This is a genomic window from Pilosibacter sp. YYHA0881 (genome assembly GCF_051602715.1).
GTDB classification, from domain to species: domain Bacteria; phylum Bacillota; class Clostridia; order Lachnospirales; family Lachnospiraceae; genus Alitiscatomonas; species Alitiscatomonas aceti.
Genome location: NZ_CP175657.1, coordinates 2,828,427 through 2,852,402, shown reverse-complemented (window position 1 = coordinate 2,852,402; position 23,976 = coordinate 2,828,427). Strand labels below are relative to the sequence as shown.

At 47.5% G+C, this 23,976-nt stretch carries 31 protein-coding genes and 1 pseudogene; 1 reads left to right on the top strand and 31 read right to left on the bottom strand.

The window, feature by feature from the left end; translation table 11 throughout:
* Positions 1 to 18: 18 nt before the first annotated feature.
* The 17 genes and pseudogenes from ACI6NM_RS13515 to ACI6NM_RS13435 form a co-directional block, all read right to left on the bottom strand.
* On the bottom strand, positions 19 to 411 hold the full coding sequence (locus ACI6NM_RS13515; RefSeq protein WP_002576402.1) for a PrgI family protein: 393 nt from the start codon (positions 409 to 411) through the stop codon (positions 19 to 21).
* Positions 412 to 428: 17 nt separating this feature from the next.
* Positions 429 to 1,295, bottom strand: a complete 867-nt coding sequence (locus ACI6NM_RS13510) for a VirB6/TrbL-like conjugal transfer protein, CD1112 family (RefSeq protein WP_438500901.1) — start codon at positions 1,293 to 1,295, stop codon at positions 429 to 431.
* Between the two features lie 306 nt (positions 1,296 to 1,601).
* A pseudogene (locus ACI6NM_RS13505) lies at positions 1,602 to 1,685 on the bottom strand (Maff2 family mobile element protein); the annotation flags it as partial.
* A gap of 89 nt (positions 1,686 to 1,774) precedes the next feature.
* Positions 1,775 to 3,445 (bottom strand): recombinase family protein, encoded by a 1,671-nt coding sequence (locus ACI6NM_RS13500; RefSeq protein ID WP_438500900.1) that lies wholly within the window; start codon positions 3,443 to 3,445, stop codon positions 1,775 to 1,777.
* Complete coding sequence (locus tag ACI6NM_RS13495; RefSeq protein ID WP_118616390.1) at positions 3,446 to 3,643, bottom strand: hypothetical protein; 198 nt, start codon at positions 3,641 to 3,643, stop codon at positions 3,446 to 3,448.
* Between the two features lie 241 nt (positions 3,644 to 3,884).
* Positions 3,885 to 5,222 carry a virulence-associated E family protein gene (locus ACI6NM_RS13490; protein ID WP_118616392.1) on the bottom strand — a complete coding sequence of 446 codons (1,338 nt, stop codon included), beginning with the start codon at positions 5,220 to 5,222 and terminating at the stop codon, positions 3,885 to 3,887.
* Positions 5,191 to 5,835 (bottom strand): CHC2 zinc finger domain-containing protein, encoded by a 645-nt coding sequence (locus tag ACI6NM_RS13485; protein ID WP_118652249.1) that lies wholly within the window; start codon positions 5,833 to 5,835, stop codon positions 5,191 to 5,193. The genes ACI6NM_RS13490 and ACI6NM_RS13485 overlap by 32 nt, the downstream gene beginning before the upstream one ends.
* Before the next feature lie 64 nt (positions 5,836 to 5,899).
* Positions 5,900 to 7,480: a MobQ family relaxase gene (gene mobQ / locus ACI6NM_RS13480; RefSeq protein WP_118616388.1), complete on the bottom strand. Its 1,581-nt coding sequence runs from the start codon at positions 7,478 to 7,480 to the stop codon at positions 5,900 to 5,902.
* Between the two features lie 190 nt (positions 7,481 to 7,670).
* Positions 7,671 to 8,027 carry a hypothetical protein gene (locus ACI6NM_RS13475; RefSeq protein ID WP_106999800.1) on the bottom strand — a complete coding sequence of 119 codons (357 nt, stop codon included), beginning with the start codon at positions 8,025 to 8,027 and terminating at the stop codon, positions 7,671 to 7,673.
* A gap of 22 nt (positions 8,028 to 8,049) precedes the next feature.
* Positions 8,050 to 8,229 carry a hypothetical protein gene (locus tag ACI6NM_RS13470; RefSeq protein WP_233430140.1) on the bottom strand — a complete coding sequence of 60 codons (180 nt, stop codon included), beginning with the start codon at positions 8,227 to 8,229 and terminating at the stop codon, positions 8,050 to 8,052.
* A 31-nt stretch (positions 8,230 to 8,260) separates the two neighbouring features.
* Positions 8,261 to 8,515: a CPCC family cysteine-rich protein gene (locus tag ACI6NM_RS13465; RefSeq protein WP_106999799.1), complete on the bottom strand. Its 255-nt coding sequence runs from the start codon at positions 8,513 to 8,515 to the stop codon at positions 8,261 to 8,263.
* Between the two features lie 26 nt (positions 8,516 to 8,541).
* Positions 8,542 to 9,555 (bottom strand): hypothetical protein, encoded by a 1,014-nt coding sequence (locus ACI6NM_RS13460; protein ID WP_233430139.1) that lies wholly within the window; start codon positions 9,553 to 9,555, stop codon positions 8,542 to 8,544.
* Between the two features lie 25 nt (positions 9,556 to 9,580).
* Positions 9,581 to 9,811, bottom strand: a complete 231-nt coding sequence (locus ACI6NM_RS13455; RefSeq protein ID WP_106999798.1) for an LPXTG cell wall anchor domain-containing protein — start codon at positions 9,809 to 9,811, stop codon at positions 9,581 to 9,583.
* Between the two features lie 285 nt (positions 9,812 to 10,096).
* Positions 10,097 to 10,525: a hypothetical protein gene (locus ACI6NM_RS13450; RefSeq protein WP_118616386.1), complete on the bottom strand. Its 429-nt coding sequence runs from the start codon at positions 10,523 to 10,525 to the stop codon at positions 10,097 to 10,099.
* A 310-nt stretch (positions 10,526 to 10,835) separates the two neighbouring features.
* Complete coding sequence (locus ACI6NM_RS13445) at positions 10,836 to 11,132, bottom strand: DUF3847 domain-containing protein (protein WP_438500899.1); 297 nt, start codon at positions 11,130 to 11,132, stop codon at positions 10,836 to 10,838.
* A complete protein-coding gene (locus ACI6NM_RS13440) occupies positions 11,125 to 11,466 on the bottom strand; it encodes a DeoR family transcriptional regulator (protein ID WP_438500898.1) in 342 nt (113 codons plus the stop codon). Before ACI6NM_RS13440 ends, ACI6NM_RS13445 begins: the two co-directional genes overlap by 8 nt.
* On the bottom strand, positions 11,463 to 11,651 hold the full coding sequence (locus ACI6NM_RS13435) for a hypothetical protein (RefSeq protein WP_438500897.1): 189 nt from the start codon (positions 11,649 to 11,651) through the stop codon (positions 11,463 to 11,465). Before ACI6NM_RS13435 ends, ACI6NM_RS13440 begins: the two co-directional genes overlap by 4 nt.
* A 483-nt stretch (positions 11,652 to 12,134) precedes the next feature.
* On the opposite strand from ACI6NM_RS13435, the gene ACI6NM_RS13430 reads away from it, so the two are divergent.
* The gene (locus tag ACI6NM_RS13430; RefSeq protein ID WP_438500896.1) at positions 12,135 to 12,941 is read left to right on the top strand and encodes a helix-turn-helix domain-containing protein; all 807 of its coding nucleotides are present in this window, start codon (positions 12,135 to 12,137) and stop codon (positions 12,939 to 12,941) included.
* A 116-nt stretch (positions 12,942 to 13,057) separates the two neighbouring features.
* Here the strand turns inward: ACI6NM_RS13430 and ACI6NM_RS13425 are convergent, their stop codons facing one another.
* The 14 genes from ACI6NM_RS13425 to ACI6NM_RS13360 form a co-directional block, all read right to left on the bottom strand.
* Positions 13,058 to 13,441: a hypothetical protein gene (locus tag ACI6NM_RS13425; protein ID WP_438500895.1), complete on the bottom strand. Its 384-nt coding sequence runs from the start codon at positions 13,439 to 13,441 to the stop codon at positions 13,058 to 13,060.
* A gap of 51 nt (positions 13,442 to 13,492) precedes the next feature.
* Complete coding sequence (locus ACI6NM_RS13420) at positions 13,493 to 13,669, bottom strand: hypothetical protein (RefSeq protein WP_438500894.1); 177 nt, start codon at positions 13,667 to 13,669, stop codon at positions 13,493 to 13,495.
* Between the two features lie 52 nt (positions 13,670 to 13,721).
* Positions 13,722 to 14,099, bottom strand: coding sequence for a TnpV protein (locus tag ACI6NM_RS13415; protein WP_438500893.1), 378 nt, complete (start codon positions 14,097 to 14,099; stop codon positions 13,722 to 13,724).
* Positions 14,059 to 14,331, bottom strand: a complete 273-nt coding sequence (locus ACI6NM_RS13410; protein ID WP_002592127.1) for a helix-turn-helix domain-containing protein — start codon at positions 14,329 to 14,331, stop codon at positions 14,059 to 14,061. Before ACI6NM_RS13410 ends, ACI6NM_RS13415 begins: the two co-directional genes overlap by 41 nt.
* Positions 14,332 to 14,610: 279 nt before the next feature.
* A complete protein-coding gene (locus tag ACI6NM_RS13405; protein ID WP_002594230.1) occupies positions 14,611 to 16,236 on the bottom strand; it encodes a recombinase family protein in 1,626 nt (541 codons plus the stop codon).
* 127 nt (positions 16,237 to 16,363) lie between these two features.
* On the bottom strand, positions 16,364 to 16,558 hold the full coding sequence (locus ACI6NM_RS13400; protein WP_002594231.1) for a transposon-encoded TnpW family protein: 195 nt from the start codon (positions 16,556 to 16,558) through the stop codon (positions 16,364 to 16,366).
* Complete coding sequence (locus ACI6NM_RS13395; protein WP_002594232.1) at positions 16,555 to 17,409, bottom strand: ATP-binding protein; 855 nt, start codon at positions 17,407 to 17,409, stop codon at positions 16,555 to 16,557. The genes ACI6NM_RS13400 and ACI6NM_RS13395 overlap by 4 nt, the downstream gene beginning before the upstream one ends.
* Positions 17,406 to 18,146, bottom strand: a complete 741-nt coding sequence (locus tag ACI6NM_RS13390) for a replication initiator protein A (RefSeq protein ID WP_002594233.1) — start codon at positions 18,144 to 18,146, stop codon at positions 17,406 to 17,408. Before ACI6NM_RS13390 ends, ACI6NM_RS13395 begins: the two co-directional genes overlap by 4 nt.
* Positions 18,147 to 18,276: 130 nt before the next feature.
* Complete coding sequence (locus ACI6NM_RS13385; RefSeq protein ID WP_002594234.1) at positions 18,277 to 18,663, bottom strand: cysteine-rich VLP domain-containing protein; 387 nt, start codon at positions 18,661 to 18,663, stop codon at positions 18,277 to 18,279.
* On the bottom strand, positions 18,653 to 20,278 hold the full coding sequence (locus ACI6NM_RS13380; protein ID WP_002594235.1) for a relaxase/mobilization nuclease domain-containing protein: 1,626 nt from the start codon (positions 20,276 to 20,278) through the stop codon (positions 18,653 to 18,655). Before ACI6NM_RS13380 ends, ACI6NM_RS13385 begins: the two co-directional genes overlap by 11 nt.
* Positions 20,250 to 20,645: a plasmid mobilization protein gene (locus ACI6NM_RS13375; RefSeq protein WP_002594236.1), complete on the bottom strand. Its 396-nt coding sequence runs from the start codon at positions 20,643 to 20,645 to the stop codon at positions 20,250 to 20,252. Before ACI6NM_RS13375 ends, ACI6NM_RS13380 begins: the two co-directional genes overlap by 29 nt.
* A gap of 627 nt (positions 20,646 to 21,272) precedes the next feature.
* A complete protein-coding gene (locus ACI6NM_RS13370; protein WP_002569239.1) occupies positions 21,273 to 21,761 on the bottom strand; it encodes a hypothetical protein in 489 nt (162 codons plus the stop codon).
* Positions 21,762 to 22,344: 583 nt separating this feature from the next.
* Positions 22,345 to 22,485, bottom strand: a complete 141-nt coding sequence (locus ACI6NM_RS13365; protein WP_033121798.1) for a Maff2 family mobile element protein — start codon at positions 22,483 to 22,485, stop codon at positions 22,345 to 22,347.
* 158 nt (positions 22,486 to 22,643) lie between these two features.
* Entirely contained in the window at positions 22,644 to 23,855 is a 1,212-nt protein-coding gene (locus ACI6NM_RS13360; RefSeq protein ID WP_417017930.1) for an ATP-binding protein, read from the bottom strand.
* Between the last annotated feature and the right edge of the window lie 121 nt (positions 23,856 to 23,976).

The following is a 23,976-nucleotide window of genomic DNA, read 5'->3' as shown; positions in this document are numbered from 1 at the left end:
CGGATGTCATCCTGCTTTTTATTCTTCGCTGTCAGCTTTTCGAGAATTTTGAACAATGCGATTTACCTCCATTTCCACGTCTGCCTGCTGAACCAGCAGTGCATAGTAATTTTTTGTTTTGTAAGGCCGCGTTTTCGGCCTCTTGAACTTTGCCTCATAGAAGTGCTTTGCCACCACTTCCAGCGGCTGACCGTCTTTCTCGTACATGGCAAGAAAGAAAAGCGGCAGCATTACTGCCATCATGCCAAGTGCGGCAAGGCTCAGATTCCCGCTGGATTTGAGCAAAAAGAAAACCGGAACGCCAATCAGCGCACCGGCTCCGAAGCAGAGAATCTGCCGTTTGGTCAGGTTCATAAAGACCTTGGTTTTGACCTTTGAAAGGTCTCGCGGCACAGAAATATAAGATGCCATGAATCATTCCTCCTCTCTTAGTGCGCTGCAAACACGGATTTCGCGAGGCTTCCCGTCTTAAACAGCGTAAATGCCAGCAAAACCGTATATCCCAAAACGCCCCAAATGCTGCTGATAATGTTATCCGAAAAGGACAGGTTCTGAATCAGAACTGCATAGATGCCTACACAGATCATGATAAGAAAGCCTTGGAATCCCAGTGCAAACAGGGAGCGCAGGTAGTTTTGACCGGTATGGCTCTGCTCATGGTTTCCAAAGGTTGCGAACGGAATCGGCGCAAGGCTCACCATGAAATATATTTCCACCATTCGGCCATACACGATAACAAAGATGATAGCCGACAATGCCAGCATCGTGACCTGAACCACAAATGTCTGCAAATACAGTCCCAGCAGCGTTCCTAAGTCCATCCCTTCCAGCGTGGCCTGCATTGCTGTCAGGGTCGCATCGCTGACGGACGTACTGCCGGAAATCAGACCGCCGCTTCGGGAGATCACTTGCTGCGCCACATCAAAGACAGCCATCGTGATATTGAATGTGTTCGAGATCAGGGTCACTGCCAGAAAGGTCTTAAAGACCCATTTGAAAAATGTCCATGTCTCGAAATTTGCCAGATTGTTATGCTCAATGAGCATCTGGATCAGCTCATAACAGGCGATGAAAGTCAGCACCATTCCGGCAATGGGCAGGATCACGGATTCCGAGATGTTGCGGATCATAGAAAAGACCGCAGGTGAAAAGTTCGCCGGTGTGGTTCCCACATCGCCTGCGATCTGTCCAACCTGCTGGTTGACCGAATCGAACATCCCTGAAAGATTTCCCATGATACCGCTGATGATCATGCTCTTGAGCCAATCTGTGATCTGTTCAAGGATACTCTGCATGAGCCGCCTCCTTCCTTACGCAAACACGCCGAACAGCTTCGCCATCCGGGACAGAAGCATGAACAGCTGAGAGAAAAGAGACAGTGCCGATGCAGTTGTAGTAAGAAACGCCATAGATTTGTCCTCCTGTAACTTGTCCGGCCTATCAGCCGGTGCGATTCTAAACTGCGGTTCTGCGCCATACTTCCAGCATGTGCACCTGCCGGAGAGCGCAGAAAATAGCCAGCTGCGGAGATTGCCTGCACCTGACTATGTAACAGGCAGCTTTCGCTGCCCGGTCGGAATCTTCGCTCCGACAGCTTTTGCTTAACCGAACAGACCGGAAAGCAGCGGCACCAGAGTCGTACCGATCAGTGCCACGCCGCCGCCAGCCATCAGCTGTTTTATCCCTAATTAAGAGTAAAACCTTGCTCGATGGCGGGCGGCGGCGTGTCAAAAAATATATGGAATTGTTTTAGAACTGCCCCGGCGTGGACAGGTCAGCCCTTGACCTGTTCCACCTCCGGGATGGGTTTGAGATTGAAGTGAATTTCGATAGAAATGTGTCTTGTTTTATCTTCGTCAATGCGCTCATGCACGACGATTTCTTTGATTAAGCGGTTGAGGGTGGCTGCGTCCAGCTTTGTGATGTTGGCGTATTCCTGAATGGCTTCCACCCATTGTTTTGCGTCATTGGCAAGCTGGACTTCATCGGACAGCCGCTTCCTGCCCTCGGACACTTTTGTTTTAAGCTCCGTCTGCTCGGTCTGTGTCCTTTCCAGCATGGTGTTGAAGTTCTGCTCACTGATACGCCCTGCAATCATATCCTCATAAAGCCGCATTACCATTTTGTCCAGAACCTCAATCCGTTCCTCGTCCCTTGTAAGGGAGCGTTCCATTGCTTCCCGCTGTTCCCGCTGCTCGGTTTCACAGGTATTGGTCAGGCGGTCGGCAACCGCTTCCCCGTCCATCAGGGCAGCTCTGGCACATTCCCGTATTTTCCGCAGCACATGGCTGTAAAGGGTGTCATAATCAATCCGGTGCTGGGTGCAGTGGTTCTTTCCAAAGGCATTGTAGGTCTTGCAGGAGTATATCCGCTGGGGATGTTTTGCGTTTGTGTAGCGTATCGTCAGCGACTTCCCACACTCGCCACATTTTAGCAGTCCGGCAAACAGGCTGATTTCATTGGTCTGCCCCGGACGCTGGCGGGATTTCAGCTTGTTCTGCACAATGTCAAAACTCATGCGGTCAATCAGCGGTTCATGCTGTCCCTCCACCACAATCCAGTCCTCCGGCTTCTTTTCCCCAATCGTGCCGATTTTGAAACGGTAGTCTTTTTTCTGGGAAGCTATCGCCCCGGTGTAGACGGGATTCATCAAAAGATCTTTGATAACGGAGAAGTCCCACATATACCGCCCGTTTTCCGGGTCTTTCTTTTCCCATTTGGTGCGGGTATTGCGAAGCCCCCGTTCCCGGTTCCACCATGTGGGGCAGGGGATTTTTTCTTCCTCCAGCCGTCTGCGGATATAGTTCGGACCATGACCGTTTAGGGCATATCCAAAAATCAGCCGCACAATCGGGGCGGTTTCCTCGTCAATGAGCAGATGGTTTTTGTCCTCCGGGTCTTTCCGATACCCAAACGGGGCAAGACACCCGGTAAACTGTCCTTTCTGCGCTTTCAAAAGATAAGAGGAATGGACTTTCTTGGAAATATCCTTGCTGTACATCTCGTTCAGGATATTCTTGAACGGGGCGATGTCGTTGTTATCCCGCAGGGTGTCGATACCGTCATTCATGGCGATATAGCGGACACCGTTTCTTGGGAAAAAGTCCTCAATCAAATGCCCGGTTTGCAGATAGTTACGCCCCAGTCGGCTGAGGTCTTTTGTGATGACAAGGTTGATTTGCCTGCGCTCAATGGCTCTCAACATTCTCTGTAAATCAGGACGCTCCATATTAAGACCTGTGAAGCCATCGTCCTGATAGACTGCCACAACCTCCCATCCCTGCTTTTCGCAGTATTTTTCCAGCATATCACGCTGGTTTGCGATACTGGCACTTTCGCCTTGCAGGTCATCGTCCTTTGACAGCCTGCAATAGACCGCCGCACGATACCCCCCGGCAAGTGCCTTTCCGATTGTTCTGTATTCCATTTCGTTCATCATAGCCATTTACCCACACAATCCAGACGGTATCTGGCTCTTTTGAACCTCATCTTCATTATAACTCATATCTTTCTTTTTAGCAAGATATTCTTTCGTATTTGCCTTGCCGTATTTCTGGGAAATCAGGCTGACGAACACATCGGTTGCGTCCAGTTCCCCGTCAAACACCGTTGTAACATGAATCTCTGTTTTGTTTTTTGCCATAGGCAGTTATCCTCCATACATGAAAATAGCCAGACAGAGAGTGTCGGCAACGAAGTCCGGCAACGGGCTTCAAAAGACCTTGCAAACAATCTCAATCTGGCGGTGGTTACTATTTATACTTTTCTTTTATTTTTCTGTTGTTTTGGTTGTCATAGGGGAGAAAAGCCCGGAAATAAGGGATTTTCCCCGGCAACCGGCTCGGCAACGGGATAGCAACAGGGAGTGCAACGGGCTGTCATTTTCAGAATGGAAGCTCCATCTGTTCTGTGACCTCCACAAAACCGTCCATCGTTTTTTCAGACGGGTTGCCGAAGTCCGTTGCCGGGTTTTCACGCTCCCAGCCCTTTTGTCTGCCATATTCAGAAAACATTCTTGGGTTCGGGAAGTACCGCCAACCGGAAATGCACTGGTTCATTATCTCGTTAATTTCCCGGATTTCCCATTGCTTCGGCTCGTCAAAGGTGTGGTTCAAGGCTTCCTTGTAGAGCTGCTTGGAGCAGACCATGCTCCCGGTGTACTTATCAAGATACGCCTGTATCATCCCGGCTTTGGTGTCCTCCGGCATAAAATCCCGCTGGTGTTCTTTGAGATACCGCTGCATGGCAGGGCTGAAAGCCAGCTTGAACCTGCCGCTTTTATAAATCTCCATCGCTTCCGCCCACATCTGCCCGATATAGGCTCTGGAAGCAGCTTCGTCCTCCAAAATGTGAACCTCGGCTTGCTCCGGGTACACCATGACGGGGATAAAGCGGCGGTTGCCGGAACGGTCAAGGGGCAGGAAGTCAAGGGCATTGAAAGTGCCGCCAAACACGCACTGACGGGGGCGGTCTGCCGGGTGGGTTTCATAGGGTATCTTGTAAACCTCTTTCTGCCGACTTAAAAATGACTTGATTTCCTCAATGCTCTTGGCGTTGGCGGTTGCCATCATTTCCGACATTTCGATAATCCAGTGACCTTGCAGCTTGCGATACACATTGTCATCGTCCAGCTTCCGCAAATCATCGGAGAACCACTCGTCCCGGACTGCCAGCAGGCGGAAGAAGGTGGACTTGCCAGCCCCCTGACCGCCCACCAGACAGAGCATGATTTCAAATTTGCACCCCGGCTGAAAGGCTCGTGAGATTGCACCCAGCAGGAACAGCTTCAACGCTTCATAGGTGTAATCGTCTGCGTCAGCCCCCAGAAAGTGCCGCAGACAGAAACGGATTCGTTCTGTGCCGTCCCACACAAGGGCGCTTAAATAATCCCGGATGGGGTGGTACTTGTTTTCATTCGCCACAATCCCGATGGCGTTATCAATCTTTTTCTCATTGGTAAGCCCGTAGGTTTCTTCCAGATAGAGAAGCAGATATTTCATGTCCGTATCATTCAGGGCAGTGTTTTCCCTGTGGAAACCGATGGGTTTTATGATGTCCTTGCGGTCGGTCAGGATGTTGTAGGCGATAGCCCCGGAAAGCAGCGGGTCACGCTGGAATACGGTCAGGCAGTTCCGTATGCTCTGACGGACACCGCCTTTCTCGGTAGTTTCCAGCCCCGCCTTGATTTCCTCAACGCTCTGGGGTGGCTGCATGGCGTTCATGGTGTTTTTTAGTTCTTGCTGCATCTGCGGCTGCAAGCTCTGCCATTCGCTGTTCAAGCTGTATCACATCCTTTCCATAGTTCGTAATCAAAGCCGCTTTTTCCTCTGTCTCCCCGAACAGCAGCACATCCAGCAGATATTCCACTTGGGCTTGCTTTTGTAAGGTTTCCACAAACCGGGGATGAAAGGCTTCCTCCGGGGAGTGCGGGGCGTAGTCCGTTCTCCATGCCCGGAGCAGATGGAGATAATCGGCAAGAATACGGAAGCAGCGGCTCTTTGCTTCCTGAAACTGCTCCTCCGGGGATTTCTGCCGGGGCTTGGGCTTTTTTGCCTTTCCCGGCGGTTTCCAGTCCTCATAGGAAAGCCCGAAGTCCTGTGCTATCTGCATAGCGGCTTCTTTCTTTCCCAGCCCATACAGGGCGGCGGCAAAATCAATCACATCCCCATCCGCACCGCAGCCGAAGCAGTGGTAACGCCGATCCAGCTTCATGCTTGGGGTTTTATCGTGATGGAACGGGCAGCAAGCCATCCCGTTCCGACCTACATGGATTCCATAATGCTCCGCAGCCTGTCTGGTTGTGACGGACTGCTTCACAGCTTCAAATACATTCAAATCTATCCCTCCTTGAAAACAAAAAAGCACCTGACATTCTCTGATTGAAAATGGCAAGTGCCTGTTAAAGTTCCATATCCTGTTGTTTGTGTTTCGTCTGCGCCGGAGTAGTTCTTTGAGCCTTTTTCTCGTCCGCCTTATCCTGCAAGACTTCCTTGATAGGCTGCTTCCTGGGCGGCTCTTTGCTTTCCTCTGTGCCGGGTGTGGCTTTCCGTACCCAGTAGCGGATGTCCCGCAGCTTCTTCAAATCCTCCTGTACCTCGGTCAGCGGTACTTTCAGCTCTGCGATTTCGCTGAGAATCGTTTCCTGCTCCTGTTGCAGCTCATTTTTCGTTTTATCCTTATCGTCCGGGTGCTTGGCAAGATAGGCGGCGGCTTTCGCATACCGGGCAACCTCCGGGCGTTCCTGTTTGAATTTCTCCTTTGTTTTCTTAAAAAATATCTTCTGGTACTTCTCATAGACAGGCTTACATTCCTTGCAGTCTGTCCGGCTGGCAAGAATCCCGTCAATCACTTTGCTGCGGGCTTCCTTTGGCTTCATCTGACTGCGGTAATCGGCGGCTGATTTCCCGGAAGATTCCAGAAATGCTTCTAAGTCCTCCACAGTGGAAAGCCCCTTTTGCCGGAGATAGGACAGGGCTTCGCTGACTGCCTTTAAGTCTTTGGAAGTCCCCCGGTTCTGTCCAGCCCTTGTCCAGTCCTTCCGTTCTTCCTTTCGTATCTCCATATACTTCATCAGAAGATTGGGAAGAAGTGTCGCTTCCTCTGCCGCCTTTTGTGCAAGCAGCTCCTTCCGTTTTTCTCCCAGCTCGGTAATCCAGCCTTTGAGATTTTGGATAAGCTGCCGGATGGACTTCATCAGGCGGTTGGCGGCTCTGATTTCCCGGTTCAGGTTGCCGATATTCGTCTGAATACCTCGCTTTTCCATCTGCCGGACAGCAGCCCCCTCATGGACAGTAGGGATAATATCAAGCCCCTGTCTGGCATAGGAACGCAAGTCCACACGCTCCGGGCGGTCATTGGCTTCCAGATAGCGGTTCTGGATGACCTCCCATTCATGCCGCCAGATTTCACAATACTTCTGGTCGTTCCAGTCCACCGTATCCTCCTTGTGGCTTTTCCACCTGCCGGACGGCAGCTTTATCCGTTCCCCGTTTTCATCAAGGTCATACACCTTGCGGCTCTTGGGAATCCATTTCCCATGCTCGTCCATTGCCCGCATGGTCAGCAGGACATGGGCGTGGGGATTGTGTCCCGGCGGATGGGGGTCATGGATGGCAAAATCAACAATCATGCCTTTGGAAACAAGCTGCTGTTCACAAAACTCCCGGACAAGGACAGCGTACTGGTCGGGCGGTATCTCTCTTGGGATGGTAAGCACCCACCGCCTTGCAAGCTGGGAGTTCCATTGTTTTTCCACCGCTTCGGCAGCGTTCCATAGGGTATTGCGGTCTGCATACTCCGGCGGGGCGTTTGCTGGAAGCAGGATTTCATTGTGGACGATACCACGCTTTTCCGGGTAGTGCTTTACTTCCTGGTCGTATTCACAGAACAGCTTTTCGCCGCTCTGGTAGGCAGCGGCGGCAACCGCAGACTGCTGTTGGCTTCGCTGCACAATCGAGATTTCGTTGTGTGGACAGGGCATTTCGTGTCCCTCCTTTCGGCAATTGGTGGATGGGGTGGCGTTTTACCACCTCATTTTGGGCAGAAAAAAAGCAGGAGACCTTTCAGATTTCCTGCTCGGTGTGCCGCTGTGTGGGCGGCGGGTATTTAGTTGTAAAAGTTCGGGGCAAGTTGACCCGATGAGTGGATGATAAATAGAAAATTTGCAAAGACTATTGACATTTTTCCAAAATATTTTTCAGCTGAGCAGTCAACACATCTTCTTGACCGAGAAGCTCATCTTTTTCATATACAATGGTATTCCACAGATTGCTGAGTTCTGCGGAAATTTCAGGGCTATCACAAAATTCGTGTGCCACCCAAATATTGCTGGCTATCATTTCTGGTGCGCCATCAATGGATAGACCTTTATCTTCGATTGTGTCAATCGCACGAGAAATATATTTATCAAATTGTGCTGCTCGACTTTCTGTATGTGACTTGTCGCTCACATAGTGTCCAATAAAAAAGGAAATTGCAAATCCAGCGATGATGAACACGATAGTCAATGCTGTACCTATTCTTTTCATACTTCCAACTCCTTTGTCAAATTCAGGAACTATTTTTATTGCTTCCTATCCAGTAACATCCTGCTCCGATTACCGCTGATAAAAATTCAATTCCTTTCAAATACATATCGTAGTTTGTATATCCGATAATTGGACCAGATAAAACATAAATTATAACAAACACAATAACTGTAACTATTGCTCTCTTAGCAGTGTCCTTCACTTTTATTCCCTCCATAACTTCGACATTGTTGCTATGAAATTTTCTTTTCATCATTTCTTGGTGGTCGGACATGATATAACATTTCTTTTTCACAAGCACCAAATTTTGAGAAATTGGATTTCGCTTCTTTTAGTGTTATTCCATGATTAGAGTCGCTTGGTTCGTTATCAGAAGCAATGAACGGGTCATTCTCCCAAAAACAAACGGGACAGATATATCCACAATCTTCATTTGCCGGAACATTATAAGTAAAATATCCACAACATGGACATCGGTATTTTCCCATTTTGTATTTTAGCCTCCATTAAAATTCTACTTTTCTATTCCTGCATCATCTCTTTGTTCAAAAACGATCCACTTTTCATTCATAAATATTTCTATGGTATCATCTGAACCATATTGATATTCAAACCCTGTTCCAAAGTTAGATTGATCATTTTGGGTTGGTATTTCAGAACCATCAACAGTTGAAATAATCTTACCGTCCATTACTCCACACCGACCATCTAATGTACTTTCTTTTCCAGTGTCATAATAAAGCTTATTATTTACCATGACCATAGGAATTATATCCCATTGAAGTCCAGTGGAATTTTGTTCAGATATGTTATTTTCAACTTGAAAAAACTCCTGCTTTGTTCCAATAATATCTTCATAACTGCTTTGAATTACAGTGACTTCCAGACAATCCCCCTTATTTTCAATTTCTGCTTTTATATCATTTCCCCTGTCATCTTTACCGCTAAATTCAAGAATCCCAGTCTCAGAATTATAAATTCCAACTGCGTTTTCAACATAAAGTAAATGTGTAATGCCATATTCGAGGATATTATATGTTCCGTCATCTTCCTTTTTAATTCTTAGAATTTCATCATATTCATTACTGTAATAGCCTTCTTCCGGCATTAAAAAATTTGTAGTATCATTATCGGGCAAAAGCCTATTAGCATAATTATTAAGAGCTTCACAAGGTTCATATTTGCATTTATAACCAATACCATCAATGATGATAAATGGATTGAATTCGGTAATTTTCACTTGGGAACCGTCTGCCAACGATAGAGTGAAAACAGCCCCTTGTCCGGCATATTCTGTATATGAGTTGTCCTTATTATAAATAACTACTTCTTTGAGATATGATACTAATTCCTCTGTTTCTACTATTTGAACTGTTGTATCAGGAGGCGATAACCGAACATTCGCCGAAGTAATGTCTGTTGCTTCTAAATCTTTGAATGGTCTATGACCAGAAAACAAAAAAATGCTACTAATGCCTATGCCAATCAGACATATCAGCGCAATTAACAGAACCTTTTTATGCTTCATTTGTTTTCCTCCTTTGCCTCCAATTTCACTTTTTTCTTTTCAAGTAGAAGAATATTGCTGCTACCAACAATATAACACCTATCACAATAAACATGCTAACCGAAGAACTATTTAACTTTGTTGCAACAAAAACCGATGTAGGACCATCTACACCTCCAATTACAGAAATCGCATTGTTATTTATCTTCAATGCAGCACCTATAATAACAAATATCAATCCAACAATACCTGCAACAATTACTAATATTTTTTTCATTGGTTAATCTCCTTTACTTATTTTTTCTTTTTTTAATAATCCCTAAAATAAAGATAATTAGTGCCGGAAGTACAAAATATAGAGCATTTACCAAAATCCAAATATCAAAAGGAGCTGAAGTTAATGTGCTTGAATATTTCCCATAGTCAAAAATCGTCTTTATAATGAAGCATACAATTAAAACCAAACTTATAACATTGCACCATTTTGAAATCCTATTATCCATGTATTTTCATCTCCTCGTTATAAATTATCCTACCCACTGCGACTTTAAATCTATGCTTCTTATTGCCAAACTGCGATAGAAAAAGAAGTGTCAGGGTATTGTCTCATTGTTTGGTCAAAAAACAAGATGTCTTTATCAGAATATATCTCAAAATACATCTCGGTTCCGTAGTGACAACTCCAAATATCGCATAATTCGTTTTTTACATTGATGGTAAAATATTTTGTCATTTTATTATAAATTTCCTTATCAGCAGGATTTTCTTCCATCAACTCTAATAATAACTCATCTACAAAAGCGCCTTTGATAGATATTTCGTTGCCATCCGCTATTGCTTTGCCATACCGTTTTACTTGTAAAATTTCTTCCGTTTCCTCTTTCCAACATCGTATCTCAAAATTATCCCCCACTTTGATGAAATGATGAATAATTGTTTTCCACCATTCCGACGACACAGTGTTGTCTACCATTTGTATGTTAAATTTCATTATAACAAATCACCGTCCTCTTTCCCCAAATCTGTTACTGGCTACTGACTTCATTATACTGTATTGCCTATTGAAAAGATAGCGTATTTTATGAAACTTGTCGGCTGGGAACAGCTTGCAGCGCAAGATGTCCCCAGATGGCAAGTCCACAAAAGGGTAGCTGGCAGCAGCCAGCGCAGGGGAAGCGTAGCGTCCCCTGTTTGATTTGGAGCAGACCATAACTGCGGAAAATCATAGCCCTCCGGCGAGGAGCCTTCGGAGAACGCAATGCACCAACCTCCGGGTGGTGTATAATTGCGCCCTTAGTAAACTAAGGGGTTTCCAGCTTCTCCCGTTCCAGCAGTTTTTTCAATAGTTCCTGCGTATCCTGCCTATGAAAAATGAGTTTCAACAACAGCATGACATCATCATCTGTCAGGCGCTCCGGCTCTTGCAGAAAACTTTCCAGCATACCGCCACGAGTACAGAGCCGGTGCGTCCGTTCCTTTCGGGTAAGCTGCTTTAGCTGGTGCTGCAATGCCTTTTCATCATTGATGGCTTTCCGCAGTTTCTTTTCACTTCTCTCCAACTCCCGGTTGAGCTTTTCCAGCTTTGAGGTATCAGGCAAGGGCAGCGTCCTCCTCTCCCGGTATCAGCACATAAATCCTATTCGGTTCTCCAATGCCCTGACGCACCCGCATGATAAGTCCGGCAGTTTCCAGTTCATTCAGAGAACGCTTGACCGTCATGGGGCTACGGGACAGGACTGTGGCAATGGCTGTGACAGGGAAGCAGACAAACAGGATTCCGTTTTCGTCCTCCTGCCCTTTAGAAAGCATAGCGTCCAGCATTCGGCAGTACATGACCTTTGCGGTGCTGCTGACTGGAAATCCTGTCAACGCTCTGGGAAAGGGCATACAGGGCGGCAACGGTGTGTCTATCGTCATAAATTCAAAATTCATTCGGTGTGTTCCTCCTTTTTCTTGGCTCGTTTGGATAAATAACGGGGGCAGTCAACCACAACCACCCGGAAGCTCTGCTTGCACCCATGCTGGCATTTCCGGCATAATTCGTTGTAAGTGACACGCCCCCGGTCATTGAGGTAAAAAGAAAGCTCATGCTTCCTCTTTTTGCTCATTCTCGGCATATTGCGTTTCCTCCCGTTTTAGTGTATGGTTTCGGGGCGATTTTTGGCAAAATTACGGTCATAGAGCCGCCTAAAATCTCCCGAAGTATCAGCGATAGGGTAGACTGTCCCCCTATCAGATTGTCGTGTTTCGGTATCATTTCGGTGTCAGTTCGCCAGTTCTCCCCGGTGTCGTTCCTCCCCTGAATCTCACAGCGGCGTATCGCTCCCTTTGGTACGCTCGTTTCGGTCGGGGTTCCTCCACATCCCTGCCAAAAGTCATGGCGCTACATCGCTGGGGAAGCATATCCCACACAGGCTGGTCATTCGATTGGAATAATCCATCGATGAACTACCTGTATCATAGAACATTTTTGTGCCCTGTGCCGTATGTCCACAAAGTAGGAATTAGGGGTAAAAATCAGAAATTTCCACGATTGCGGAAAGTGTGATATAATCCAGTTAAGCGGCAGCAATGCAATCGCCGGAAAGGAGCGTGCGCCCATGAAAGGAGCAACAAGCATACAGGAACGCCTTTGGGAACTCCGCAAGGACAAAGGCTTAAATCTGGAAGAATTATCAGAGTTGACGGGTATTTCCAAATCAGCCCTTGGCAGTTATGAGAAAGAGGATTATAAGGAAATCAATCATGGCAACCTTATCACGCTGGCAGACTTCTATGGGGTTTCCGTTGATTATCTGCTGTGCCGGACAGAGAACCGGGAGCAGATCAACACGCCATTGACGAAACTGCATTTGAGTGATGAGATGGTGTCACTTCTGAAAAGCGGGAGGATTAACAATCGTCTGCTCTGCGAACTTGCCACCCATAAAGACTTTATCAAGTTTCTTGCGGACATTGAGATTTATGTAGATGGGATTGCCACCATGCAGATTCAAAACCTCAACGCCCTTGTCGATACCGTCCGGCATGAAATCATTGAACGGTATCGCCCCGGCGAAGATGACCCGCATTTAAAAGTGTTGCAAGCCGCCCATATCAGCGATGATGAATATTTCAGCCACATGGTTCTGGATGACCTCAACCTCATTATCCGGGATATTCGGGAAGCCCACAAAAAAGACAGCGAGAGTGCGCCCCAGACCACCGTTGCCGATGAATTGAAAGAAAATCTGGAAGCGGTCGAAAATTTCAAGGGCAGCCGGGATGAAAAGCTGGTTATCCTTTACTGCAAGCAGCTTGGTATCAACTATAAAAATCTGTCAGACGAAGAATTTCGCTGGCTGATTCGGATTCTCAAAAAATCAAAGAAAATGGGAACGCCTATCAGCCAGAGGAAAAAACGGTAAAGAAAAACCGCTGTTGCATGGTTTGTTAGCTTCCATGTAGCAGCGGTTCTTGCTGTGGTTATTCAGTTGAAATTTAGAGTGCCAAGATGAAATCAAACAGGGTGAAGATTATTCTATTATTTTGCGGTTCTCATACTATGGGCAATATCTTTTATTCGCTGAGCATTTTTATCTGTTAAAGCACTGATTAAATCATTCTCTTTTCCAACAATATTCTTGCCGTCAAAAACCAAAGCATTCCACAAGTCATACAAAGCAGATGACAACTTACTATTATCGGAATATTCATATGCAGCATAGACATGGCTGATTAAAGTTTCCACCATATCTACATCATATTGAGTTTTAATATCGTCCAATCTGTCTATGGAAAAAGCCATCATAGTGTGACATCTTTGTTCTCTTAATTTCATATTTTCTTTGTTAGAAAAATAATTCCCTGCGAAAAAACTCAAACAAACAGATACAATAAAAACACCAATAATAATCAACTTTTTCATTCCATCACTCCACAAAATATAAATAAATCCATCTAACAAATTCGGATTTCTTCATTTCTTACTCGGAAGAAATGTAAGCACCGCACCAACAATACCAGTAATCATAAACAGGTGTTGCCACTCCATACCAATATCACCAATGAAATAAATCCACCCGACATTATGAAATGTCACTGAAAACAAAATACTGCACAAAATAATGGCTATACCCTGAAGCTGTCTTTTCATACTCTTATCCCCCTGTAAAATTATGATTTGTCATAATCATTCTACCATACCATTATGAATAAATCATCTCATGCAAAACAATTTCTTCTGCCCGATTATGAATGTTATTGCACCGCTGCACCCATTCCATTTGACAGGTACGCTTTAATTCTTCGGTCACACCCTCGGCAGCTTTCATCTGCTCTATGATGGTGTCTAACCGTTCCTGTGCCTGTTCGTTCAGGTCTGCAAGATATGTCCACAATTCTCCGGTCAGTGTTAATGTATTCAATCTGGCTGGCTGGACTTCTCTTAAATATTCCCGGTGCAGCCGTCCATACTTTCCGATGGGGCGGTGTTCTTCCGACAGCTTCAAATCTGGGATGTAGTAATCTCCGACAAGGATATAATCAATTCCGTTTTCTGTTATTCTTGGTTTCAATTCGCTCATGTTCCTTACCTCCTGTGGAAGCAGGCTCGTCTGGTACTAACTCAATCACATCGGTAATCTCACAATTCAGCGTTTCGCAGATACGGGCTAATGTGTCCATGCTGATGTGCTTTCCCTCTTTGCTCATGTTGGCAATCATATTCGTTGTCATACCGGCGGCAAGCCTTAAATCTTCTTTTCTCATATCACGCTCTAACAGTGTGTGCCAGAGCGGTTTATAGCTGATGTGCATATTGTTTTCCTGCCTTTCTATCCATACCACCGGGGCGGCTGCCCCGGCAGGAACTTTTCTCTTATTATAGCACCAATCTTGTGTAATCACAATTTATTCTTGTAGCCTGCCGCTGATACCGTCTGGATTGTGCTTTTCCTTTCTTTTTGTTCCCTTTAATTAGCCATGAACTGCTTCATGCCCTGAGACTTTGCTTATGTGTGATAAAGAAGTAATAGAAGTGTAAAAAATTTTGCCGTTCCTATCCGGCACATGAGGTATGTCGGATAGGTCGGGCGGTTAGGTGTCGGGCAGTTCTACCTTGCCGACAAAAGAATAATAGATTTCGATTTCCTGTCTGCGTAACTTGCCCCGGCGTTTCCCGTCAAGGGCAACGCTTTCATGGACAACGATTTTCTCCACAAACTCCCGCAGCAGAGTAGGGGTAAGTTCTTCAATGGTAGTGTGCCTGCGTACCACATTCATAAACTTTTCAGCGTTTGCGGTGGCTTCCTGCGCTTTGGAAAGTTCTTCCCGCAGTCTGGCGGCACGTTCTTTCAGTTCTTTCTGCTCGGCTTCATAGTCTGCCGACAGCTCTGTGAAACGCTCGTCCGATATGCGCCCGGTTACGCTGTCCTCATACAGCCGCTTGAAGATAGCAGATAACTCGGCTATGCGTTTCTCGGCGGCTTCCAGCTCCTTTTTCTTGGCGGCGTTCCTGCGTCTGTCCCCGTCCTCATTCTGCTCGATTAAAAGCTTCATAAACCGGGCTTCATGCTTTGCCGCATAGCTGGTAACTTTCCGCAGATTGGAGAGTACGCCAGCGGTCAAGAGGTCAGTGCGGATAAAGTGCGCTGTGCAGTCGGCGGTGCGTTTCTTGTAGCTTCCGCAGATATAACAGTCCTGCTTGCGCTTGTCCGTCTGGTATCGCTGCTGGTACATGACGCTGCCGCAGTCGGCACAAAAGAGTATGCCGGAGAACAAGCCCACTTCGTCATAACGGTTGGGGCGTTTGCGCTGCTTGCGTAACTCCTGCACCCGTTCCCACGTTTCCCGGTCAATGATAGGCTCATGGTGGTTCTCAAAAACCGCCTGCTTTTCCGGGGGATTTTCTATGCTGTGTTTCAGCTTGTAGGACGGCTTCTCGGTCTTAAAGTTTACCAGACAGCCCGTATATTCCCGGTTTTCCAGCAGATGAACCACGGTATTGGTCGCCCACTTGCACTCATAGCCGGGGTGGTAGCGGCGGGTGCTGCCCGTCCTGCGGTATTCCAGCGTCCCCGGCGTGGGGATTTGCTGCTCGGTCAGCATACGGGCTATCTTGGTCGGACCGTTCCCGGCAAGGCAAAGGCTGTAAATCTGCCGTACCACCGGGGCGGCTTCCTCGTCAATGATAAAGTTTTCGTCCTCGTCCATGAGGTAGCCATAGACGGGCTTGCTTGTGATGGGCTTTCCGCTCATGCCCTTAGAGCGTTTTACTGCCTTGATTTTCTTGCTCGTATCTCTCACCAGCCATTCGTTAAAAATGTTCCGCAGCGGGGCAAAATCATTTTCCCCCTGTGCGCTGTCCACTCCGTCATTGATAGCGATGAAGCGGACACCTTTCTGTGGGAAAATCATTTCTGTGTACATTCCCACCTGTAAGTAGTTTCGCCCTAACCTCGACATATCCTTGACGATAACTGTCCCGACTTTCCCTGCTTCAATGTCTGCAAGCATGGCTTGAAATCCGGGTCTTTGAAAGTTCGCACCGGAATAACCGTCGTCGGTGTACCAGCGCAGATTAGAAAATCCATTCTGTTTGGCATAGGTTTCCAAAATCCTCTTTTGGTTGGAAATGGAATTGCTCTCGCCTTGCAGCTCGTCCTCATGGGACAGTCTTGGGTAAAGGGCGGTAATGAGTTGCTGGGTGGTCTGTCTTAACATAAATTCCTCCGTTTCCGACAGCCAGCCCCACTATTCCGTACCTTGATTGTACCACATGGGGCGGCTGTCTGTATAGCGGCAAAAGCGTCAAATCTGCTTCTTTACGGTCGGTAAAAATGACGGTTTTTCAATCAGGCTTATCACAGGTCAAATATCCGGCGGCGGCTTCTGCTTCCAGCACTTTCATCATCTTGTCAGCGGCGGTGTCGGTCGCCCCCTCCTTGAAAAAGCCAGACACCACAAGGATTGTGTTGCCTATCCTCGTTTCGGTCACGCAGTCCGGGCGGCGGGCAGGGCGTTTGTTTCTCTGGGTGTCGGTCATAGGCAAATCTCCTTTCCGGCAAGCAGCCGTTTCAGCTGTTCCATTTTTCCCTGTGCGGCGGCTTTCCTCAAATTCTCCCCGGTAAAGCAGAGAGGGGAACACATTTCAAGCAGGCGGTCATAAATCCGGGCGTGGGCGGTGTCCTCCGGGTGCTGCAATTCCTCCAGCGTGAGGTTGGTCGTCACAATCAGCGGCTTCCTGCTCCGGTAGCGGCTGTCAATCACATTGTAGACCTGTTCCAGACCGTATTCTGTGCCACGCTCCATTCCAAAATCGTCAATGATGAGCAGGGGGAAGCTGCAAAGGCGGGAAATATATTCGTTCCTGCCCGCAAAGCTGGCGGCAAGGTCGTTTAATATTGCTGCAAAGTTTGTCATGCACACCGGGACTTCCTGCTCCATGAGGGCGTTTGCAATACACCCGGCAAAATAGCTTTTCCCAGTGCCTACCCTGCCCCACAAGAGCAGCCCGTAGTTCCCGTCCTTTATCTGTTCCCAGCGTGCCACATATCCGGCGGCGTTCTTCATCTGCGGGCAGCTGCCGTTATCGTTGGCAAATGTCCAGTCCTGCATGGTCTTGTCTGTAAAGCCCTGCCGTTTCAGCCGTTCCACCGTTTCAAGGTGGCTGCGCCGCTTCTCGGCGGCTTCCCGTTCCTTACGGGCTGCCCGCTGGCAGTCGCACTCTGACGGGTGGCGGTCACGCCCGAAAAAGGTCTTGCCCTCCGGGAAATAGGCTTCTTTGGGTTTCCGGCATTTGCCGCAGTATAAAAGCCCGTCCTCCCCGGTGTAATCCTCCGGCTCGGCTGTGGTGTCGGTCATAGGCAGTATGGTGTTGTGGATTGTATCGGTCATAGGCTTTCTCCCTCCTTGAATGAATAGTCCGGTATGCCTTTCTTTGGCTTCTCTTTGGCAGCGTCCTCCTGCGCCCACTTGTAAATGGTGGCTGCATGGCTCTGGTACTGCTTCCCGGTGGAAGCGATGTGGCAGGAAAGGCGGTCAAGGTAATACTCCCACTTGCCGGGGAAGTCCTGTTCCAGCTCCAAAAGTTCTGTGTCAGAAAGAAATACATTTTTATATCTGCCATAAGCGGCGGGGGGCTGCCCCTCACTCGCTCCTTTTGTTTGGCTCTCTATTAGGTTGTTTATATTAGTTTGGTTAGGGGACGGTTTTCCGACCGTCATAAGGTCAGTTTTCCGGCTGTCAGTTGGTCGGTTTCCCGCCCTTATGAGGGGCGGTTTTCCGTCCGTCAGTTGGTCGGAAAACTGTACCACTGGGATAGGCGGCACTTTCACATACAGACGGTTGGCGGCAGAAAAGCCCGTCCGTCTGCGTTCCAGCAGCCCGGCAGCGTCCAGTTCGTTCAGTGCGCCCTTTATGGTGGTGCAGCCTTTATCCAGCATTTCCGCTATCTCTGCTATGGGGTAGACAATGTATGTCCGTCCCTCGCTGTCCTGCCAGCCGTTCTTCTGCGAAAGGGTGGAACGGTCTAACAGCAGCGCATATAACTCTCTTGCGGTGTGGGATAGGTCTGTTTCCAGCAGGAAACGGGGGTAAGGCAGGTAAGCGGGCAGCTCCGTTCCTGCGGTCATATAATCAGCGATAGGGTTCACCTCCTTGTGGTGTCTGTCTGTGGGTTCTGTTACGCTTTTAGGGGGCGTTTTTAAGGGAAAAGGATAAATGTATCACGCACCCTTTGACACCCTCCAAAAAAGCCTTGATTTATGCGGGTTTGAAATGCCCTAAAGCGTGACATTTCTCCCTTTGTTTCCGCTTCCGTTTGGCGGCGTTTATCCGCTTCATGCGTCCGGCGCAGTCCGGGCAGTATTTCCCCCGGTTGGATTTTGGGAAGAAGAACGCCCCGCAGACAGCGCAGCGTTTCCGGCTTCCCCGGCGCAAGAGGGCGGCTTCCAGTGCTTCATCAAGGGGCAGGACAGCGGCGGTAAACCAGCGGCAGAGCAGCGAATAGCTGATACTCTGTACACACACGCAAGGCTCGCCGTCCTCCAACAGCAGGCAGTTCCCGCTGTCATAGTTGCAGCACTCATGCACAAGGCGGCGGGCTGCCCGGTACTGGCGGTAGTCCATGCGGGGGATATTACCGTTCATGGCTCTGCTCCTTTCTGCGCTGCGGCTCGCTCCGGCGTAAAATCTGGTCGATATTGCCCTTGACAGTCTGCAAGCGGCGGTACTCCTCCCGTTTTGCCCGGTAATCGTTGTAGCCGCTGTTTTTCTCTTTGATAAGGCTTTCAATCTCTGCTTGCAGGGATTTATAGCTCGGCAGCTTGGAAATGCCGTTCTCCCTGAAATAGCGGGCGGCTGCGTCTGCTATGATAAAGTCACTTTCATGCTTCTGACGGTAGGCTGCTTTTGCTTTGGCGTTTTTCTGCTGTTTCAGCCCGTCCCGGACAGGGCGGGTCTTGGAATAGGCAAGCACCTGCCGTTGCAGCTCCTTTTTCCCGTTCAGCGTCTTTTCCACCTGCTTCAACCACGCAAGGCTTTCCTGCATGGCGGCATAGGCGGCAGAACAGGCTTCGTCCAGTTCCTCCGGGGAGGAAAAGCCGTACTGCTGATAGGCGGTAACGGTAGCTGCCATTTGCTTTAGGTTGTGCTTTGCCGCCCAGCGGTCATAGCCCACGCCCTTGCCCTCGGCTCGCTTGGCTTCCCGGTCAACCATGCGCTGCAAGGTGTTGTCTGCCGGGGTGGTTTTTGCAGCTTTTTCCCCTTGTAACGGCTTTTTAACTGCGGCAGGGTATTCGGGTATGGCTTTGGTCTGTTCGGCAGCTCTGTGGGCGTTCTGCGTGAGCAGGGCAAGGACAGCAGCCTTGTCAAAATCGTCCCCCAGCTTTCGGGCTGTGATAGGCTTTGTCCTGTCCGGCGTGAGGTAGGAAAGCCGCCCCCGGCTCTCCTTGACGGTCACACCCTCCCGCAGCAAAAGGGAAGAAAACTCGTCAAAGCTGCCAGCTTGGGAAAGTGCCTGCCGTATCGTCCGGCGCAGCTTCGCCTTGTCCGTTTCAAACTTGGTGGGCTTGGTCGGCTGTCCGGCGGCTTCTCTGGCGGCGTTCTCTTTGTCAAGGGCAAGCTGCCCTTTCTTTGCCGCCCAGTATTCCCGTTCGGTTATCCGTTCCTTGCTGCCGTTCAAGAGGTCGATTTGGTAAAGCCCCTCCCGGTGGCACATTTCCATGACTTCGCTCTTGAAATATTCCATAGCGGCGTTGGTGCAGCGGTGCTTGCAGCCCTCCAGCGTGTCGGCTGGTCTGTCCATGTAGGGCAGAAGCGGGACTTCGTAAATCCGCAGGGAGTTGATGACGATATGCACATGGATATTCCCGCTGTGGTTATGCCCGTCCGGGTGGGTGCAGATTAGGGCTTGGTGTCCGGGGAAATGCTCCTTGCAGAACTGCTCGCCCAGCTCCTGCGCCCGGTCTACGGTCAAGCCGTTGTCTGTCCCGTCCCGTGGGTCAAAGCTGATGATATAGTGGTGGCTTTTCACATCTTCCCGTTTTTGGTTTTTCTCATAGCGGAGATTGGCTCGCATACAGGCAACAGCGAAATCCTCGCCCCCGCAGTTGAGGGAAGAAATGCGGTAATCCTCCCTCGGTATCAGCCGCCCGTTTTCATCAAGGGTGGCTTTCATGGTAAACTCGTCATGCTCAAATGTGAGATAGGCTTCCGCTGCGCCATAGTCGGCGTTTTTAGAGCTGATATGTTTGAATGTTGCCAACAGCGTCACCCACTTTCTGCAAGACTTCAAACTTTAGGGCAGCAAGGTCGGAAACCGCCGCCCGTACCTCCCCGGCAAGCTGCGGATAGGGACTGTGCCACTCGTTCAGCGTCCGGGCTATCTGGTTTAAGTTGCCGCCGATCCTCCCGTATTCGGCGGTCAGCTTCCCGACAGCGGCAAGCAGCTCGTCATTGATGGGGGAAACGGTTATGATGGGGCGTATGGCTGCCCCGGTTATGGCTTGCCGGATAAACTCGGCTTGGCTCATGTGGTAAGCAGAAAGCCGCTGGGCAAACTCGGCGTATTCTTCCTCGGTCATGCGTGTTTTGACTACCCGGCTGCGGTGCGGCGTGTTGTATCGTTTCATAGGTGGTTGACCTCCTTTCTGTGCGTGGTGTCCTCTCACTAATAGGAGAAAAACAGGGTGTGAAGCGGAACTGTTTTTGAAAAATCCGAAAAATATTTTGAGGGGTTTTTCAGCGGCGCAAGCCGCATAAGCAGGGTTTGGGGAAGGCACTCCCCAACAAGATTCCCGCAGGGGCAAAATGAGCGATAAGCGAATTTTGGCACCTCGGTAGAATCTTGCTCTAAGAAACTGCCGGCCTGCCGTTCACTTGCTACTGCCACTTTTTCAGAAAATCTATAACCAGCTTTTTTTATAAAAGGCTGCGGGCTGGCGTTTTTCCCTTACTCCCTACAAACCACAAAAGAGCAGAATGGACGGACTTTCCGGCAAGAACTTTTCCGGCGGCTCGGTCTTTCCCGACAATAAGGCGTTTCGGAAGCTGCGTTTTGCCCGCTGTCTGAAAAAAATGGCAGCCTTTTTTGGTTTCACTGTCTAATACGGAACTTTTGGAAATTTGCCAAAAATGGACGCAAAAAAAGCAGCAAATCTTTTTCGGATTTACTGCTTCATGTGCCGCTGCGGTGCGGCGGGATGGATATTCAGTTGAAATAAAAGAGGATGGTGGTACTTTAGTCTATCGACTCTTTACTAACTATTAGGTAATCTTGAAAGATTTTCCTTGAATTTATCTAAAGAATGTTCATTGTTTCCCGCAAAAATAAGTGGAATTGTATATTCATATGATATGCCATTTTCATAGTCCGATAATTGTATTTTTATAGTATCATCCCTCTCATCTTTAGGTGCTATATATATGAATGAATTTTTATTTATATCAGATATTTTCCCTTTTTCAGAAGAAACAGTATAACCCCAGTCTGTTAAATTTGTCTTTATTGTAACTTCTGTTTCTGTTTCTTTTCTAGTCTGCAATGCTGTTTTATCGATTTGGATATCAAAAGGAGTCGAACCTAACAATTCACTGTTTATATTTACAAGTTCTTCTCCATTTGTTTTAGAAATATTAGATTCATCTTCATAATTTTGTTGAGATTCATCTTTTGGTGTTTCTCTGTTACATCCTAATAAAAAGCATAAAATAATTAGTACTAATACAGAAAGTTGTTTTTTTTGCATTTATTTCTCCTTTCATATTATCAAAGAAAGCACTGAGAGTACTTTCAAGAAATTTTGAAATATTCTCAATGCTTTCTATTTTTTGATCATAAACTTGCCGGTAATGATACTATGTTAATTTATCTCTTTCGCGTAACCTTTGTTGCAATATACACATGCACCATTCACCCATTTGTGAGACATTTCAATCGTCTCAACTTCATAAATGCTTACTTCTCCACAAATTAAACATTGTTTGTAATTATATACATGACGTGTCGCACATTTATCCCAGTCATCATATATACCAGGCATTTCATCTTCATATCCATAGTACTGGGGAGAACCCTAACTATGAGTATGAGCGGCAAATACAGTCATTGGAGCAGCTACAATTCCAGCTACTACTGAAAGTGCTAAAATAGATTTTCTTAAATTCATAAGTTCCTCCCTTTCCTTAAAAATACATAGCTCTTTGTTACATTGTCATTTTAACATAATAATTGGTAAAATGCAATAATTTATTTTCTATTTACGAGAAAATACTGTGCATATTATCTTATTTAGGAATAGTTAAGGCGGCTACCTAAATCTTTTTATTACTTTACCGCACATGAGCATTGGCACCAGGGTTGTCGTTGCCGTAGCCTTCCAGCAGGTTGATGGCTCCCCAGATGCCAAGACCGGCACCCAGTGCGATGACGAGAGTCTGAAGAACGGTTACTGCGCTGTTGAAAAATGCCATAAATGTGTACCTCCTTGTACAATGCACCCTTACGGGCTGATGAATAGTGAATGTCCCCCTGCATGTGCACCTGCAAAAGGGCAAAAAAATAGCCAGGTCTCCAATTCCAATCAGAAACCCGGCTATGTAAAAAGGGCGGCTCACCGCCGCCCTCATCGTTAATATTCAGTGCTCAATAGAAAATCTGCAATGTGCATACTCTTAATGCCTTGGTAATTTCCTCCGGCAAATTCATCAGTTCTCAAAACATACTTTGGATAGTTATCCCGAATTTCCAGCAGTCGTTCATATTCGCGCTTTTCTGTTTTTTCGGATTTGATCTCCTGCGTGACCTGCACATACAACCGGTCATTCTGCTTCTGCGCCACAAAATCGACTTCACCATCCGGCGTTTTCCCAATCGTCACGGTATATCCTCGTCTGCAAAGTTCCAGATAAACCACATTTTCCAGACTGGAAGCAACGCTGTCTGGTGTATAGCCCAGCACGCTGTAACGTAAAGCGGTATCAGCAAGATAAAACTTCTCCTGCGTTTTCAGAATCTCCTTTCCGCGCAGATCGTATCGAGAACAGCGATGAAGAAGATATGCCTTCTCCAGTTTTTCCAGATAACTGTACACCGTTTCATTGTCGATAGAACGATGCTCTGATTTCAGATAATCCGAAATTGATTTTGCCGAGAATGAATTTCCCACATTTGCAAATGTGTACCGAACCACCCGTTCCAGCTGGTCGATCTTACGAATCTGGTTTCTCTTTACGATATCCGAAAAAATCGTGGAATTATAGATATCCCGGACAATCGTATAAACCTCATCCTGTGAATACTCTCGCAGGTGCGTTGCAGGGAAGCCGCCCAAGCGGATATAGTCTGCCAGTTCAGCATGGATATCCTTTACCTGTGTATACTGCTTTTTGAATTCCAGATATTCCTGAAACGAAAGCGTATAGATACGGAAGGAAACATATCGTCCGGTCAGGTAAGTCGCTATTTCCGAAGACATCATTCTGGAATTGGAGCCTGTTACATAAAGGTCAACATCATAATCCGTTACCAGGGAGTTTACTACTTTCTCCCAGCCTTCAATTTCCTGAACCTCATCCAGAAAGAGATACGTTCTCCCCGTTGGAACAAGCTTTTCTTTAACAGCCTTGAACATATCCTTCGCTGTCATATCCTCATAATCCATGGAATCGAAGCGCATACTGACAATCCGCTCAGACGGAATGCCATGCTCCTGTTGCAGCTTCTCCATGATCATTTTTAGAACTGTGGATTTTCCGCAGCGGCGAACACCCGTCAACACTTTTACAAAAGGTGTGTCGGTGTATGCCATAATCTTATCGACGTAGAGCGGTCTGTTTATCATAGGAACCACCTCCATGGTTCCATGATACCGCAAGCGCATTAAAAAATCAATAGGTTTTGCGATTATAAACCGCAATCCCTATTGATTTTCATTGACTTTTTCGGATTGTGTCGAATTCTGT